Origin of the sequence: Paenibacillus helianthi (assembly GCF_001909055.1) — a bacterium.
GTDB lineage: Bacteria > Bacillota > Bacilli > Paenibacillales > Paenibacillaceae > Paenibacillus_AQ > Paenibacillus_AQ helianthi.
In genome coordinates this window covers 12,335-28,929 of record NZ_LVWI01000035.1, presented here as the reverse complement: position 1 = coordinate 28,929, position 16,595 = coordinate 12,335, and the positions used below count along the sequence as shown (strand labels likewise).

The following is a 16,595-nucleotide window of genomic DNA, read 5'->3' as shown; positions in this document are numbered from 1 at the left end:
AAGCGTTATCATTTATTGTTCAGATGATGAAATTCTTTTGAGGGGGATCTTAACCATGTCCAAAGCAAAGGGCAAGCTATCCAATCTTTCGAACTCAGCCCATCAGCCTCATTCAGCCAATCAGACTCGTTCCATCCGGGGCAGCAAGAGCCGTACCGGGCAGCCCCGGTCAGGATCTGCCTTTGTGATATCTGTCGTTATGATTGCCGTTCTCGTGATTGCAGCGTCCGTGTTTTTTCTACGGCCGTCAGCGGCTTCCTCAGGCCTCAGAGGACTGCCGAACTACACGGAGATTCGCGGGGATTACGATGCCGAAGGCCTGAAATATGAGAAGCAGCCCCATCTGGGCAGCAGCACAGCCAAGGTGAAGGTGATTGAATTCGCAGATTTCAAATGCCCTTCTTGCAAAAAGTGGAAGGAAACGTACTTCGAACGCTTCCAAAAAGAGTTCGTCGATACCGGCAAGGCAGAGCTGTTCTTCATGAACTTTGCTTTTATAGACCGTGATTCGATCATGGCGGCCAGTGCGGGGGAAGCCATTGCAGCCCAGGACAACGAACAATTCTGGGAGTTCATGAGCAAGCTCTACGACCATCAGGGAGATGAGACCAAGATCTGGGCCACACCGCAGTTTCTGCTTGATTTCGTCAAAAATAATATCGGCGGCATAGACTATGACCGCTTTGCCAAAGATCTGCAGGAGCATACTTACATGCTGCCGGTGAAGGAGGATTTCAAAACGGCTGGAAACTATGGAGTCAATGGAACACCACAGTTTATGGTGAACGGCAAACTGCTGAAGGGTGGTTCGTATGAGGAATTAGCGGCAGCCATTGAAGCGGAGGCAGCATCCGCCGGCGCCCAATAAGCATGGCAGGAGGATGGTGAGATGAAGCTTTCAGCCTTGCACCCGTATGTCTATCTGGCCACCCGGTATCCTTTTGCCAAGGGGCAGTCAAGCTCGAAACGGATTTGCTATATGAGCTCTGTCTATCTGCTCAGTGAGGGTTACGGGGTACTGGAGACCGAGGGGACACAAGTCCAGGTAAGCCCGGGCTCACTGGTCTATCTGCCTCCCGGACAGTCCCATGAATGGCTGGCTGATCCGGCAGAGCCGATGGTACATCTGTGCTGTTATTTCGACTGGGGTCATGTGGACCGGGAGGGCCATTTCGATTGGGCCTGCCCGATCTGTTATGAACCGGAGCCGCTGCTGCCGGAATGGCTGGGTCCGCAACTTCCGTATCCGCTCCCGCTGCAGCTTCAGGCCGGTTCTGTCCGTGTGTGGGCTGAACGGTTTCAGAAGTTCTACACTTCAGGTCAATTTGTAAATGAGCAGACGTTTATCCGCAATTTGAGCATTCAGCGGAACTTCCAGGAGTTTATTGATTTTTTCCTCCAACAGATGCTGAGGGACCCGCCGTTCCCGGACCGCCGGATCAGCGCGCTGCTGGAGCGGCTCGAACAGGATTTGCTGCATGAAGTGCCGAGGCCGCTGGAATGTTATTACCGGGAATTGAAGCTGAGCCGGGGGCATTTCTTCGAGCTGTTCAGAAAGTCAGCCGGCTGTTCGCCCGTCCAGTATATGAACCGCTTCCGGCTGAACCGGGCCAAGGAGGATCTGCTGCATACCTCGCTGAGTATCACAGAAATTGCCGGGAAATATCATTTCAGCTCGGTCCATTACTTCTCCCGCCTGTTCCACCGTGAGACCGGACAGACACCCCGGGAATTCCGCTCGGGGTAAGGTCTGCTCCCACAGCTCCCAAAAGTCATACTGAAGGGGCTTCAGTTGATTCTAAATCATCCGGGCCGGTCATCATGCTGGAGGACTACATTGTTGCCGCTGCGGAGCGTGGAAGAGGCAGGGGCCGGTTCTTTATGGACCGGATTGCCGGGTATGCGAAGGCGAAAGTCAATAGACACAAAAACATAGCCCCATACAACCCGCGCTTGGCGCGGGTTTTCTATTTTGTGGGATCAAGTTCTTGTCCATTTCTCTGGATCTCTCCGAAAAAGACACAATCAGGAGTGTACTTTATTTGAGTAAATAAAGAGTAGACAGAATGAGGAAAAGGATTTATGTTTATACTTAAAATAAGTATTATAATAAGTGATGCAATAAGGGGGAGCTATGAATCCAATTACAAATAACACGATACGTGTTAAGAAAATGAACCAGGAGCTTGTCCGGCGGACACTCAAAGCAAATAATAAGGTTACAAAAGCTGCTGTGGCAAAATCCACAGGCCTGAGCATAGGCACTTGCGGGAGCATTCTGAATGAACTTTTAGCAACAGGTGAAGTGCTGGAGCTGGAAACAGAAGAATCTAATGGCGGACGGCCGGCAAAAGTATACCAGTATAACATGGATTTTGCCTATATTGCTTGTATTATCATCAAGGCTGGATTGAAGAAACACTCCATTGATTTCATGGTGGCTAATTTGGCCGGGGATGCAGTGGACCATGGACATGAAGAACATTTGCGACTGGATTTTGCAGCTATCGATCAGATCATCGGCCGCCTTATTACCCTCTATCCGGAGATTCAAGCGGTAGGAATTGGTGTTCCAGGGGCAGTCAATCATGGAGTTATGAATACCAGCGATATTGAAGAATTAATTGGCGTTGAAATTGAGAAATTAATCCGTGAGAAATATGAGATTGAAGTTATTTTAGAGAATGATATGAACTTAACCGTGTATGGTTTTTACCACAAACAGGAACATGAAGAAGAAAAATCTGTTGCTGTTGCGACTTTTATCGAAGGCTGTTTCCCTGGAGCAGGCATGATGATTAACGGGCATATCCATAGAGGGAGCACACATTTTGCCGGAGAAATCTCCTTTTTACCTTATGGATTGACGCGGGAAGAACAGTTTCAGCAATTGCATGATCGGAACACTTTTCATTCTGTGGCCGCGCGTGCAGTGAGCAGCCTAATCGCGGTCATGAATCCGGAAATGATTGCTTTAACAGGAAGTCTGGTACAGCCTGCTGATGTCGACCTGATTCGTCAGGAGTGTCTAAAGGATATACCGGAGATGCATATGCCGCAGCTTACGCTGCTCAAACATCAGGAAGAAGACTACATGCACGGTTTAATAACAATGGCGCTGGAAAGCTTGTCATATTCATACCAATTGGTGGAGATACGTAAGTAAAAAATGCAAGAATGTATCTTTTGAAACTCGGAATTCTGGCCTGGAATACGGAAAGCCCGTTACGATCGGGAACAATGTGTGGATTTGCGGGAATGCTGTGATTGCACCAGGAGTGACTATTGGAAATAGCGCAGTGATTGCTGCAGGGGCTGTGGTCGTACGTGATGTTCCGGATAACGTTGTAGTCTGAGGTAATTCGGCTCAAATAATTAAGGCTATATAATTTTTTAGACGGCCAGGAGGGATTGCGACAATGAACATCCTGATTGTTGATGATGATCTCATAATTAGAAAAGGTATAATCCGTACTCTATCTAACCTCTATTCAGAGCATAACCTAGTATGAAGCGAGTGAAGGAGTAAAAGGTACAATTACAGTGAGTTCTCATGAATAAGAAGCTTACTTCACATTCGGTCACCTTTATTTTTGCCGGATTGATCTTAATTAATATGTGTGCCAATTACGTTAGCGGGAGTACAGGTATGACGTGGTTCCCGAAAAAGAGTATCCGGTTCGAATTGCCACGCTACAGATCGTTAATGGTTGCTAAGGGTACCGCGTTACAGCTACCCACTACAAAGAACCTATAAAAATAAATCAAAGACATCAAGAAGCATAAGAAAGGCAGGAAATGAAAATGAATCAAAAAGAAAGAATGCTTGTAGGACTCCCGTACAAAGCTTGGCTGGATGGATTAAGTGAAGAGAGGATCGCCAATAAACTCAAAATTCATGAATATAATCTGCTTCGCCCCGATGAAAGCGACAGAAGAGGGGAATTGATACGTGATATTCTTGGTGAATCAGGTGGAAATGTGCATATTGAATCCCCCTTCCGCTGTGATTACGGAACAAATATCACGGTAGGGAAAAATTTCTATGCTAATTATAACTGTACCATTCTTGACGTCGGCAAGGTTGTTATTGGTGATAATGTCATGTTTGCTCCGAATGTATCGATCTATACGGCAGGTCATCCCATTCATCCGGATTCCAGAAACTCAGGATATGAATACGGTATTGCGATTACGATCGGAGATAATGTGTGGATCGGCGGCAATGTTATCCTTAATCCCGGCGTGACCATCGGCAACAATGTTGTGATTGGAGCAGGCAGTGTGGTAACCAAAGACATACCTGATAATGTTATCGCAGCGGGTAGTCCCTGCAAGATTATTCGTGAAATCACGGAAGAGGACCGGAAATATTATTTTAAAGACAAAGAGTTTGACGTGTCGGATTATATTTAATACGGTTATTGGGGATGAGGATTTGTTGACTGAAAAGGGGAGAGGTTGTCAGGAGTGAGAATTACCGGATGGCCTTGCGGAACTTTTCGAGATGGAAGACTTTTTTATGAGGTCGCCTCGTTTCGGATGTTTGTAGGGGTACAAACACTTTAACGAATAGGCGACCTTTTTTCTACCTTTTTTGGCTAATCAACAGGCGTGCACGAAATGCTGTCACACCACTCAAGGAAACATTGGATTCCCCTTCATCCCCACCCACAGCTCCGACTGCTCCAATTGGGCGGCCAGCTGCAGCAGCAAATCCTCGCGGCCCTTGGAAGCCATCACCTGAACTCCAATAGGCAGGCCTGCCGGTGTAAGGTGCAGGGGAACGCTCATGGCGGGCTGACCCGTGAGATTGGACAGCTGTGTAAAAGGGGTATAAGTCAGGCTGGGCTCGAACATTTCGTAGATCATCCGCCGCTGCGCATCCTTCGGCAGCTCACTTACGTGCAGCAAAGCTTCTATTTCCTCCGGCTGCTGGGTAAGCTCTCCTATCTTAGGTGCGGAATCCGCATTCGCAGGTGTGATGTAGAGGTCAAAGCGGCTCAGCAGGCCCGCCATTTGTGCGGCAGCCACATCCCATTCGTTCAGGCTGTGCACGAATTCGGCGGCGGAGACCTTTTTACCGGCTTCCCCCAGCACCCAGGTCACGATGTCCACCTCATGTGCCGCAATGCTGCGGCCCATCCCGGTTTCCAGAGACAGGAACATGGCCGCCACTTCTCCGGCGTTCATCGTATAGTAATTTTCCATCAGCCGCACGCCGTTTACCGGACTAAGCTTCTCTTCGACCTCATGGCCTTCTTCCTGGAGCCATTTTACGGTTTTTAATACAGCTGCAGCCGCCTCTCCGGTGACTGGGGTTCCGACAGGCGAGGCTGTTGTGAAAGCAATCCGCAGCTTGCGCGGTGCGGGATTTATAAGATCGTCCAGATAGACGCCCGGATACAGCGGCGTCTGAAACGCGGCCTCCGGCTGCACAATCTGCAGCAGATCCAGCATGGCTGCGCTGTCGCGCACGGAACGCGTCAGCGCAAAATCAATGGAGGCGCCCTGCCATTGGCGGCCGACTCCCGGCCCTACCGGCGTACGGCCGCGGGTAGGCTTCAGTCCGAACAGGCCGGTGAAGGAGGCCGGGATGCGGATTGAGCCGCCTCCGTCGCTGGCGCCCGCAGCAGGTACGATTCCGGAAGCCACTGCGGCGGCAGCTCCGCCGCTGGAGCCTCCGGGCGAGCGGTCCGTGCTCCAGGGATTCCGTGCAGGCCCGTGCAGGAGCGGCTCGGTGATATTTTTCAGCCCGAACTCGGGGGTATTCGTGTGCCCGAGCGGAATAAACCCGCCGTTTCGGATACGGGCGACATAGTTCGAATCGCGTTTGGCAATGTTATTCTTCAGCAGGAGGGCGCCAGAAGTGAGCGGCTCACCACCAATCGCCTGGGAGATATCCTTCAGCAGAAAGGGCACACCGGCAAACGGCCGGGACGGATCATCTGCCGGCATGGCATCGGCCTCCTTCAAGGCCGCCTCCCGGCGGGTGCGGACAACGGCATTCAGCAGGGGATTGACCTCGTCCAATCTGGCGAAAGCCGCCTCTACAAGCTCACGCGGCGACACCTCCCGCGCACGGACCAGCGCGGCAAGTCCCAGCGCATCATAGGTGGAATAAGCAGACAATGTCATGATGATAACCTCTTTTCGGCAGGGACACTTGAACGGCAAGGTCCGCTGATCTGTAGTATTGGAATTGGTATGCCTTATGTATCACTATACCAGTGAATATCAGAGATGCTCCTTGCATTATACACCAGCCGGTGCTTAATTGAAGAATCAGAGGACAACCCTGTCCCGCCCGTTTGTCATCGAATCGATAAGTAAAGGGGAGTACTGCGGGCCGGCAGCGGCCGAAGGTACTCCCCTTTGTTTTTATACAGATTCAGGTGATAACGACTGCGCTTAAGGCTGTACGCCCGACACGAGTGTGCCGTTTTGATACAGCGTTACATGATTCCAGGGACTGAATGCTGTTTTGGTGGCATCAAAGGAATAATCATCTGCTTCGTTAAAATTACTCCAGTCGCCTTTGAATAGCCGCAGCTGGATATCTCCGGTCTGTCCTCCGGCTGGCAAAGAACCTGCTCCGGGGGTAAAGCCGACTTCTAGATAGGAATCAGCACCTGCGGCATTGGCAGTTCCAAAAGTAATGGTAATGTTGGCTGCACCCATCTGTGCCCAGTCCATTGCACCATTAAGCGTCTGCGATCCGTCTTTGGTGAAATAGTACCGTATCTTCAGCCCGCTCAAGTTGACGGCAGAGGTGCCGTTGTTCTTGATATTGAATTGGGGTTTGATCACGTTGTCCGTGGTATTCGTATTACCGGCGCGGTAATAGAGTTCAAGACCGGCTGGAGCGGCTGTTGGCGAAACTGTTGGAGTTGCAGTGGCAGTAGGTGTCGGTGTGGCAGTAGGTGTAGGTGTTGCAGTAGGTGTTGGCGTTGCGGTTGGTGTCGGTGTTGCAGTCGGTGTCGGTGTAGGTGTAGGTGTAGGTGTTGTCCCATTGTCCGGAACAGGCACGTAACCGGGTGTGGTATAGATTTTGTTGAGTACTGAGGTTGCCTTCGTGCCATAGGGACCGTTCACAATGGAATTTCCCCAATCCGAGAGGCTGCCTGCAGGGCCGCTGGCCATATCGAGATATTCTACGCCGCCGCCGTTTCCATACCAGGACCACGCGAGCCAGCCAACGCCTTTTTCCTGCCCATAGCTCATAATAGTTGCTTCATCGACATCTCCGCTTGTATGCTTCCAGCCGAACTCCCCGACGATGACCGGTACCCCTATGGCCAGGGCATTGTCAATATTGCCCTTTACCGTGGCGGCTGAACCTCCGGCATATTCGTACATATGAATGGAGAAGATCGTGTTTGCAAGCGGATCGGAATTGAACACGGCGTTCCCGCTAGTGAAAATAGAGGACGGATACTGTCCCCAGCCTGCGGCATCCACGACCAGCGTATTCTTGATGCCTGCGGCCCGAAGGGCTGGAATGGCGGATTGATAGCCGCTGGCCCAGGCCTGGGTGCTCCAGGAGCCGAACCATTCGTTGGCAATATTAACGATGACCCGGTCTTCCTTGCCGATTAGCGCATCCTTGATGCTGATCCAATAGTTGACAGCTGCATTCAGCGTAGAAACGTTATCCGAGCCTGTTGCGTCATGCACCTCAAGCATGGCGGTCAGCTTGTACTGATCACAAAGGGCAAGTATATTCTGCACATCGGACAGACTGTCGAGGGACCACTGGCCCCCATCGGAGAGCACGATCCGCACTACATTAGCGCCGGTGGCTGCAATGGCAGGGATAACGGTTGCCAGGTCATTTTTATACCAGGTGTGCGCATGATTTATACCCCGCATGACAAAAGGGCTGCCTGTTGCGTCAATTAATTTGGTACCGCTTACATGAAAGCCCTTGACTGAGACTCCTGCTGCTGCTGCCTGCTTCTGGGGGATTGAGAGGGAGAGGATAAGGACACACGTTAGGGCCAAAAAACAAAAGCTGCGGAACGAAAAATACTTGCTCGGTTTCATGGTAGTTCCTCCTTTGCGGATTTAGATTTGCTTTCAATTTTCTGCATGCTCCCAGAAGTGTATTCGGTACCCGGACCAGACCACCTCCCAATATCCATATATATCCAACATAACATATAAGGGTTTGTTTGGGAATAGTTATTAAAAATAGATAACAAAAAAATCTGATTTTATGGAGGCAAGCTGGTCTACACTTTGGAGAACTGGCGGGTCCGGCATTGACAACAAATTTTGAATTGACTATACTTTCAGTAATCTTATAGCTGATATGCGATGAACGAGACAGTAGCAGCCTTTGTCCCTGTCACAGAAAGCCGGGGGGGATGGAACCCTGGCACACACATGGACTGCGAATTACACTCTGGAGTATCTTGGGTAATGCCAAGCGGAAATCAAGCGAACGATACCTCGCTGTGAGTGGTGCGGGCCCTGCCGTCAGGCGGTCTGTGCAATTTGGGTGGTAACACGGTTAATCATAATCGTCCCTGTGTCTGTATAGACAAGGGGGCGATTTTTTTGTTGTTGCCTGGTCCACCGTAAAGAGGTACGAGTTACCTGATTCAACGTACATCAGACGAATACGAAAATCATATTAAAGGGGCTGTATCAGCTTGAACATTATCGATGAACTGGAATGGCGCGATGCCATCAATCAGCAGACAGATGCAGAAGGACTGCGGGAGTTAACGAACACGAAGGCAGTTTCACTCTATTGCGGCGTAGATCCAACGGGCGACAGCATGCATATCGGCCATTTAATTCCCTTCATGGTACTGAAACGCTTCCAGCTTGCCGGACACCGTCCGGTCATTCTGATTGGCGGGGCAACAGGAACCATCGGTGATCCGAGCGGCCGCCAGAGTGAGCGTTCCCTCCAGACCATGGAGCAAATTCAGGCGAATGTGGATGCGCTGACGGCGCAGATGAAGAAGCTGTTTGTGACCGAAAGCGACAATCAAGTCCGTATGGTCAACAACTATGACTGGACCCATAAGATTAACGTCATCGAATTTCTAAGAGATTATGGCAAAAACTTCAGCATCAACACTATGCTCGCCAAGGATGTGGTGTCCAGCCGTCTGGAGAGCGGGATTTCGTTCACGGAATTCTCCTACCAGATTCTGCAATCGCTTGACTACCTGCATTTGTACCAGCACGAGGATGTGCAGCTGCAGGTCGGCGGTTCCGACCAATGGGGTAATATCACAAGCGGACTGGACCTGATCCGTAAAAAAGAAGGGGCGGACGCCAAGGTGTTCGGCCTGACCATCCCGCTGATGCTCAAATCGGACGGCACCAAATTCGGCAAAAGTGCTGGCGGCGCAATATGGCTTGATCCGAAAAAAACAACACCGTACGAGTTCTACCAGTTCTGGGCGAATGCCGACGACCGCGATGTGGTGAAATACCTCAAATACTTCACCTTCTTGACCCAAGAGGAAATCGGCGTCCTGGAGGAAAAGGTACAGAACGAGCCGCATAAGCGCGAAGCGCAGAAGGCACTGGCGGAGGAAATGACCCGCTTCGTGCACGGTGAGGAACTGCTGGAGCAGGCGAAGCGTATTACCGCAGCCCTGTTCAGCGGAGATATCCGTTCCCTGACTGCGGAGGAAATCGAGGAAGGCTTCAAGGAAATGCCGACCTTCACATCAGGCAGAGATTCGAAGAATATCGTGGATTGGCTGGTCGATCTGGGTATTGAGCCGTCCAAGCGCCAGGCACGTGAAGACATCACCAAGGGAGCCATTTCACTTAATGGTGAGCGCGTTACCGATATCGGGGCGGAGGTCACTGCCGAAGACGCCATCGGTGGGCGGTTCATCATCATCCGCAAAGGCAAGAAAAACTACAGTCTGGTTAAGCTGGCCTAGGCAGTATACAGATGATCTTCAGCAGGAAAAAGCCGCTGTCTCATAAATAGATACGCCTACAACAGAGACAGCGTCTTATGTTCTTAAAAGAGTAAAAAGCAGCAAAATAGCGATCCTCCGGTCATTGGAGGATCGCTGTTTTTCGTTTTTGGTCATTTGCGGCTTGCTTCATTAGATTACCGCCGGAAGCCCCGGCTATAGAATTCTTTAATCTCTGATCAGGTACGCTCATCCGTAAGGTACGTTTTCACTGGTGGCGGGGAATAGCTCAGGAATTGCTGGATCATACCCTCTGGAGTGGTGTCGGTGAGGACCATTGAGCGGTGCTTTTCCAGCATGAACTGCTCCTGGGCCATCTGGTCGAACAGGGTAATCAGCGGATCATAATAATGCTGGACGTTCAATATGCCGCAAGGCTTCTGATGCAGTCCCAATTGCGCCCACGTAAAAATCTCAAAGTATTCCTCCATTGTCCCCGGGCCGCCCGGCAAAGCGATGAATCCTTCAGCCAGCTCCGACATTTTTAATTTGCGTTCATGCATCGAATCCACCACGATCAGTTCCGTGAGCTGCTTGTGCTCAATTTCCCGGCTTTTGAGAAAATGGGGGATGACCCCGATAACGTTCCCTCCGGCTCCCAGAGCGGCGTCCGCCACCTCGCCCATGAGGCCAACCGTTGCCCCGCCGTAGATCAGGGTGATGCCGTGTTCTGCCAGTGCTTTTCCCAGCGCATGGGCGCTTTCCTTGTAGACGGGGGAAGCTCCGTCACGCGATCCGCAAAATACAGCGATACTTTTCATAGGTGAATAACTCTCCTTTGCATAGTAAATTCACTTACCGGAAGCCGTCTCCCGGAGCAGACTTCTTAACGGTAGCACATCAATCCACTTATTGCACTCAGGTAGGATAGAAAGCGGGCATTGATGTAATGGACCCGGGGGAATGTGCGGCTTGTCATTGTATCCGGGGTGGCATTCCGTCTGAATGGGAATAGGCTTAACAAATAGAGATGTACAAAGGGAGATGGCTATGAGTAAGCGTACCAAAAGATCAATGATTGTACTTCTGTCTGTTGTTGTTCTGTTCGTGCTTCTGGTTAGCGTACTATTCACGGCAAGCGGTGTATTCAAGAAGGCGAAGTATTTGGATCCCTGGAAGCGGGATTATGCCGGACAATTCGAAGATCCACGCCTGCAATTGGCAGCATACGGGCTCCTGGCAGCGAATGGACACAATATGCAGCCCTGGAAAATCCGCCTAGACAAGCAAAATCCACTTAAGCTCTCCTTGTATACAGATCATACGAGGCTTGCGCTGGAAACAGACCCATTGGCCCGGCAGACCCTAGTCTCGCAGGGAACCTTTTTGGAATACCTTAAGGTTGCCGGTGAGCAGCTTGGGTATCAGACGGAGATTAAGCTGTTCCCGGATGGTGAATACGATGAGCAGAACTTAAGCGAGAGCATGGATCAGAAGGCTGTGGCGGACATTACACTCACCAAGACAGCACCTCAGGTGAATCCGTTGTTCGACTATCTGTTTTTGCCGGATACGAACCGGATGGCCTATAAGCCTGATCCGCTGACACCGGAGCAGACAGCTCAGCTGAAGCAGATCAATGATGATAAGGATTTAACCCTAACCCTACTGGAGGATTCTGCCAGCATTCAGAAACTGGGAGCCTATGGAGTAGAGGGGACGAATATCGAAACCGGACTTGCGCGGATGAATGACGAATCAGCACGCATATTCCGTTCCAATGAATATCAGAAGAATAAATACCGCTACGGGTTCTCCTTTGAAGGACAAGGAACCACAGGTGTGAAGAAACATCTCCTTCAGGGGATGATTACCCTCTTTCCGTCGTTTAATAACGAGAAAGCATCAACCAAGCTTGCCGTTCAGGCAGCCCGGGAGGCAGCGGACCACTCACCGGCCTACGCTCTGATTGTGAGCAAGGACAATAGCCGCACTAGTCAGGTTAAGGCGGGCATGCTCTACAGCAGGCTGATTCTGGCCGGACATGAGGAAGGACTGGTGATGCAGCCTCTGAGCCAGGTGCTGGAGGAATACCCTGAAATGAAGGAGCCTTACACGAGGATTCACAAGGAGTATGCTCCGGGTGGCGGAACGATTCAGCTCCTGGTCCGCGTGGGCCAGCCGACACAGGATACCCCGCTGAGTATGAGAAGAGAGGTTACGGATCTTATTGCGGACTGAGTAGGAGTAAGTTTGAGTAAGAGCAAGCTTGAGTAAGAGCAAGTTTGAATGGATGAACTTCCAGCCATGTATTTTAGATGGAATTCCCTGGTGTCTTCATGGGTACCGCAAAGACAGATGATGTCTTGCGGTATTTTTTTTGCTCTTTTCCAAAGAACAAAGACTCAGCGAAATGAACTAAAAAAACCACGACACAATCTTTAATTTGGAGTAAGACGCAATAATTGGATTATGCTACGATTTGGGTTGAGAAAGGGGGCGGCTTTTCTATTGTTGTAAGCGCTTTAACAAAATCCGTTTAGAGGAGTGCAAACATGATCAAAATGTTCAAACATTTCTTCCCGGTTTTCCTGGCGGTGATCCTGCTGATTCCATTTGGCGGGCTTGCTCCGGATGTGAAAGCTGAAACTCTGCAACAAGAAGAGACCACTACGGTTTATCATGAAACCTTTGCAGGGGGGGCAGGCGGGGCCGTTCAGTCGGGTGGTGCAAGCCTGACGGCTGTCACCGGTAAAGGTTTTGCCGGCAATGCTGACGGAGCAGCGTTATACGTAAGCAACAGGGCGAACAACTGGGATGCGGCTGATTTTAAATTCAGCAGCCTTGGACTCGAGAACGGAAAAACCTACACGGTGACCGCTGTCGTTTATGTTGATGCGGGTGTAAATCTGCCGGGTGGTGCCAATGCGGCGCTCCAAACCGTAAGCAGCTACGGGAATTATGCAGAAGTGCCTTATGAAGCTGGTGCAGCCGTTATTTTGACTAAGGAATTTACCGTTGATACGAGCAAAGATCAAGCCTTGCGCATGAACTCCAATGCAGCCGGGGCTGCGATTCCGTTCTACATCGGAGACCTCCGCATTACCGGGAAGGGAGCTTCGGACGGTGGAGAAGAGCCGCCTAGAGACCCAGCGCTGCCTTTCAACACCATTACCTTTGAAGACCAGACCTCGGGCGGTTTTGAAGGCAGAGCCGGGACAGAGAAGCTGACCATCACAAGGGAGGAGAACCATACCCGGAATGGTTCTTATGCTTTGAAGGTAGAGAACAGATCTGCTACCTGGAACGGGCCTTCATTGCGTGTGGAGAAATATGTAGACAAGGGAAGCGAATATACCATATCGGCCTGGGTCAAGCTGTTGGATCCCGCAAGCTCCCAGCTCCAGCTGTCTACGCAGACCGGCAGTGGAAGCAGCGCGAATTATGTGGCTCTTTCACCCAAAACCATCAGCACCAGCGACGGCTGGGTTAAATTCGAGGGAAGCTACCGCTATAACAGTGTAGGCGGCGAATATTTGACCCTCTATATCGAAAGCTCAAATCAGGCAACCGCGTCCTTTTATATCGATGACATCAGCTTTGAGAAAACCGGCACAGGCCCAATTGCCATACAGAAGGACCTGATTCCTGTAAAAAATGCCTATCAAAACAATTTTTTGATCGGCAACGCCATCACAAGTGAGGATCTCGAAGGCGTCCGGCTTGAGCTTCTAAAAATGCACCACAATGTCGCTACCGCTGGCAATGCCATGAAACCGGATGCGCTGCAGCAGGTGAAGGGGAAGTTTACCTTTGAGGCAGCGGATGCAATGGTAGATAAGGTTCTGGCTGAAGGGATGCAGATGCATGGACATGTACTGGTATGGCATCAGCAGTCTCCGGTATGGATGAATACGGCAAAGGATGGAGCTGGGAATACCATTCCCTTGGGACGGGACGAAGCGCTCGTTAACTTGAAGACCCATATCCGAACCGTGATGGAGCACTTTGGTGACAAGGTAATTTCCTGGGATGTCGTCAATGAAGCGATGAACGATAACCCGGCGAATCCCTCCGATTGGGAAGGGTCCCTCCGTCAATCTCCATGGTACGATGCCATTGGACCAGACTATTTGGAGCAGGCTTTCCTGACAGCGAGAGAAGTGCTGGACGAACATCCCGATTGGGATATTAAGCTGTACTACAACGACTACAACGAAGATAACCAGAAGAAAGCACAGGCCATTTACAATATGGTTAAATCCATCAACGAAAAGTATGCGCTTACCCATCCGGGAAAGCTCCTGATCGATGGCATCGGCATGCAGGCGCACTACAATGTGAACACGAACCCGGAGAACGTGAAATTGACCTTGGAAAAGTTTATTTCCCTGGGCGTCGAAGTAAGTATCACCGAGCTGGACATTCAGGCTGGCAGCAACAATCAGCTTACTGATAAGCTGGCGGATGCCCAGGGTTATCTGTACGCACAGCTGATGGATATCTTCAGGGCTCATGCAGCCCATATCAAGCGCGTGACCTTCTGGGGACTGGATGACCATACGAGCTGGAGGGCCGCGTCCAACCCGCTTCTGTTCGACAAGAACCTGCAGGCTAAACCGGCGTACTATGGCGTCATTGATCCTGCAAAGTATAGGGTAGAGCACCAGCCTGATCCCACGGATGCCTACCAGTCCACCGCGAATTATGCCACACCTGTTGTGGACGGGACGGTTGATGCGGTCTGGAGCAATGCGGCCCAAATGCAGGTTAACCGGTACCAGATGGCTTGGCAGGGTGCAAGTGGTGTGGCGAGAACCCTGTGGGATGATCAGAATCTGTATGTGCTCATCCAGGTTAGCGATGCCCAGCTCGATAAAAGCAGTGCTAACGTATGGGAACAGGATTCCGTCGAAATGTTCCTGGACGAAAACAACGGGAAAACAACGTTCTACCAGGACGATGACGGACAATTCAGGGTTAATTTTGACAACGAAACGACCTTCAATCCGGCAAGCATCGCTGAAGGCTTCCAATCGGCCACCCAGGTTACCGGAACCAACTACACGGTTGAAATGAAGATTCCCTTTAAAAAAATAACAGCCGGCAATAACAAGAAACTGGGATTTGACATACAGATTAATGATGCCAAAAACGGCGCCCGTCAAAGTGTTGCCGCATGGAATGATACGACCGGAAACGGCTATCAGGACACCTCTGTGTACGGCGTATTGACCCTATCCGGTAAACCCGCCGGTTCAGAACCGACAGCGACACCAACGGCAACACCTACACTGACACCTACACCTACACCGACACCGATGGCACCCGTCGTTACCGGCAACGGCAGCGTTAGCGGATCTACTCCACAGCCGGGAAGTGTTGTGGGCAAGGACGGCGTGGTTACGATCAAACCCGAAGTGAAGACTGATGGCGGAGGGGCCAAGGCAGCAGTTTTGGGCACCGACCTGAACAAAGCGCTTGAACAAGCCGCTCTGTCAGCAAACGGCAAGAAACAGGTCATCATCGAAGTGCCGAAACAGGCCAAAGCCCTATCGTATGAAGTGCAATTGCCGGCCCAACATTTAAAGGGGACGGAAAACTTCGTTCTTTTACTGAAGACAGACCAAGCAATCCTTGAGATTCCAAGCAACATGCTGACCAGCATGACTGAAAACTTGGAATACGTGTCCATCCGAGTAAAAGAAGGCTCCAAAGACCGTCTGGGAGCGGCAGCCCGTGACCGGATTGGCAGCGGTCCAGTGATCGAACTGAGCGTGCTTACTGGCGGCCAGGTTATGGCATGGAGCAATCCGAATGCGCCTGTTAAGGTATCTATTCCCTACACGCCAACGGCGGAGCAGCTTAGCCATTCAGATTCGCTAGTGGCCCTGAACCTCGCTGACAACGGCAGCATGACCCCGATCCCTAATGGCCGATATGACATAGGAAGCGGAGCGCTTGTATTCCAGACCGCCCAAGTTGGTACTTATGCGGCAGCGTATACGTCCATAGGCTTTGAAGATATGGGGAACGTGCCTTGGGCACAGCAGGCAGTGTCCGCCATGTCAGCCCGTGATATTATCCAGGGCACCTCCCGGAGCAGCTTCTCGCCAGCTGCTTCGATGCAGCGGGGGGACTTCATCGCACTTCTTATGAGAGCCCTTGAGCTGAACGGCTTAGGCCAGGATCAAACCGCATTCAGCGATGTCCAGAGGGACGCTTATTACAGCAAAGAATTTGCTGCCGCGAAGCAACTGGGCATCGTCTCCGGCTATGAAGATAACACCTTCCAACCGGATCAGGCGATTTCCCGCCAGGATATGATGGTGATCGCTGCCCGCGCTCTGGCAGCAGCCGGTAAGAAGGCCAGCGGCAGCGGAACACTGAGTGCATATTCGGATGCAGACCAAATCTCTGATTATGCCAGAGAGAGCCTGGCATCCCTGGTGAAATACGGCATCGTGAACGGGAAGAACGGCAAGCTTGCTCCGGGTGAAGCGCTCACCCGCGCTGAAGCGGCAGTCATTGTGTACCGTATTTGGAAGCTGTAATCACAGCTCATACACACATTATCCTTTAATAGAAAACAGCCAGCCGCGGGTAAAATTTCCGGCGGCTGGCTGTTTTGTGAATTCTAACAGACAATTATTTGCAGGCAAACGGATGTATTTTCAAACGGACAGGCCTATAATCATT

General features: G+C 51.0%; 11 protein-coding genes and 1 pseudogene. 8 read left to right on the top strand and 4 right to left on the bottom strand.

The features are described 5' to 3' along the window. Positions 1 to 55 precede the first annotated feature (55 nt). A complete protein-coding gene (locus A3844_RS10800) occupies positions 56 to 868 on the top strand; it encodes a DsbA family protein (RefSeq protein ID WP_083606803.1) in 813 nt (270 codons plus the stop codon). Positions 869 to 889: 21 nt separating this feature from the next. Further along, entirely contained in the window at positions 890 to 1,747 is an 858-nt protein-coding gene (locus A3844_RS10795; protein WP_074107393.1) for an AraC family transcriptional regulator, read from the top strand. A gap of 56 nt (positions 1,748 to 1,803) precedes the next feature. Here the strand turns inward: A3844_RS10795 and A3844_RS33725 are convergent, their stop codons facing one another. After that, a complete protein-coding gene (locus A3844_RS33725) occupies positions 1,804 to 1,926 on the bottom strand; it encodes a hypothetical protein (protein WP_279629260.1) in 123 nt (40 codons plus the stop codon). A gap of 208 nt (positions 1,927 to 2,134) precedes the next feature. Here A3844_RS33725 and A3844_RS10790 point away from each other — a divergent pair, with 208 nt between their 5' ends. From A3844_RS10790 to A3844_RS10780, 3 genes and pseudogenes are all read left to right on the top strand, one after another. Further along, positions 2,135 to 3,166, top strand: coding sequence for an ROK family protein (locus tag A3844_RS10790; protein WP_074107392.1), 1,032 nt, complete (start codon positions 2,135 to 2,137; stop codon positions 3,164 to 3,166). Between the two features lie 28 nt (positions 3,167 to 3,194). After that, positions 3,195 to 3,356 (top strand): annotated as a pseudogene (locus A3844_RS10785) (DapH/DapD/GlmU-related protein); the annotation flags it as partial. Between the two features lie 448 nt (positions 3,357 to 3,804). After that, on the top strand, positions 3,805 to 4,416 hold the full coding sequence (locus tag A3844_RS10780; RefSeq protein WP_074107438.1) for a sugar O-acetyltransferase: 612 nt from the start codon (positions 3,805 to 3,807) through the stop codon (positions 4,414 to 4,416). 222 nt (positions 4,417 to 4,638) lie between these two features. On the opposite strand, the gene A3844_RS10775 is transcribed toward A3844_RS10780, so the two are convergent. Together A3844_RS10775 and A3844_RS10770 are read right to left on the bottom strand one after the other, a co-directional pair. Beyond that, positions 4,639 to 6,138, bottom strand: a complete 1,500-nt coding sequence (locus tag A3844_RS10775) for an amidase (protein WP_074100252.1) — start codon at positions 6,136 to 6,138, stop codon at positions 4,639 to 4,641. A gap of 273 nt (positions 6,139 to 6,411) precedes the next feature. Beyond that, entirely contained in the window at positions 6,412 to 8,046 is a 1,635-nt protein-coding gene (locus A3844_RS10770; RefSeq protein ID WP_074107391.1) for a cellulase family glycosylhydrolase, read from the bottom strand. 611 nt (positions 8,047 to 8,657) lie between these two features. Between A3844_RS10770 and tyrS the strand changes: the two genes are divergently transcribed. Then, complete coding sequence (tyrS, locus tag A3844_RS10765) at positions 8,658 to 9,917, top strand: tyrosine--tRNA ligase (RefSeq protein WP_074085916.1); 1,260 nt, start codon at positions 8,658 to 8,660, stop codon at positions 9,915 to 9,917. Positions 9,918 to 10,135: 218 nt separating this feature from the next. Here the strand turns inward: tyrS and A3844_RS10760 are convergent, their stop codons facing one another. Continuing rightward, the gene (locus tag A3844_RS10760) at positions 10,136 to 10,717 is read right to left on the bottom strand and encodes an LOG family protein (RefSeq protein WP_074107390.1); all 582 of its coding nucleotides are present in this window, start codon (positions 10,715 to 10,717) and stop codon (positions 10,136 to 10,138) included. A gap of 229 nt (positions 10,718 to 10,946) precedes the next feature. Between A3844_RS10760 and A3844_RS10755 the strand changes: the two genes are divergently transcribed. Together A3844_RS10755 and A3844_RS10750 are read left to right on the top strand one after the other, a co-directional pair. After that, positions 10,947 to 12,137, top strand: a complete 1,191-nt coding sequence (locus A3844_RS10755; RefSeq protein WP_208619413.1) for an Acg family FMN-binding oxidoreductase — start codon at positions 10,947 to 10,949, stop codon at positions 12,135 to 12,137. A 314-nt stretch (positions 12,138 to 12,451) separates the two neighbouring features. Further along, positions 12,452 to 16,450 carry an endo-1,4-beta-xylanase gene (locus A3844_RS10750; RefSeq protein ID WP_074107388.1) on the top strand — a complete coding sequence of 1,333 codons (3,999 nt, stop codon included), beginning with the start codon at positions 12,452 to 12,454 and terminating at the stop codon, positions 16,448 to 16,450. Positions 16,451 to 16,595: the final 145 nt, after the last annotated feature.

Bases quoted from the DNA above. Each gene is read 5' to 3' on its own strand.
- A3844_RS10775 (WP_074100252.1), bottom strand. From the start codon at position 6,138: ATGACATTGTCTGCTTATTCCACCTATGATGCGCTGGGACTTGCCGCG.
- A3844_RS10780 (WP_074107438.1), top strand. From the start codon at position 3,805: ATGAATCAAAAAGAAAGAATGCTTGTAGGACTCCCGTACAAAGCTTGG.
- A3844_RS10750 (WP_074107388.1), top strand. From the start codon at position 12,452: ATGATCAAAATGTTCAAACATTTCTTCCCGGTTTTCCTGGCGGTGATC.
- A3844_RS10795 (WP_074107393.1), top strand. From the start codon at position 890: ATGAAGCTTTCAGCCTTGCACCCGTATGTCTATCTGGCCACCCGGTAT.
- A3844_RS10800 (WP_083606803.1), top strand. From the start codon at position 56: ATGTCCAAAGCAAAGGGCAAGCTATCCAATCTTTCGAACTCAGCCCAT.
- A3844_RS10770 (WP_074107391.1), bottom strand. From the start codon at position 8,046: ATGAAACCGAGCAAGTATTTTTCGTTCCGCAGCTTTTGTTTTTTGGCC.
- A3844_RS10755 (WP_208619413.1), top strand. From the start codon at position 10,947: ATGAGTAAGCGTACCAAAAGATCAATGATTGTACTTCTGTCTGTTGTT.
- A3844_RS10760 (WP_074107390.1), bottom strand. From the start codon at position 10,717: ATGAAAAGTATCGCTGTATTTTGCGGATCGCGTGACGGAGCTTCCCCC.
- A3844_RS10790 (WP_074107392.1), top strand. From the start codon at position 2,135: ATGAATCCAATTACAAATAACACGATACGTGTTAAGAAAATGAACCAG.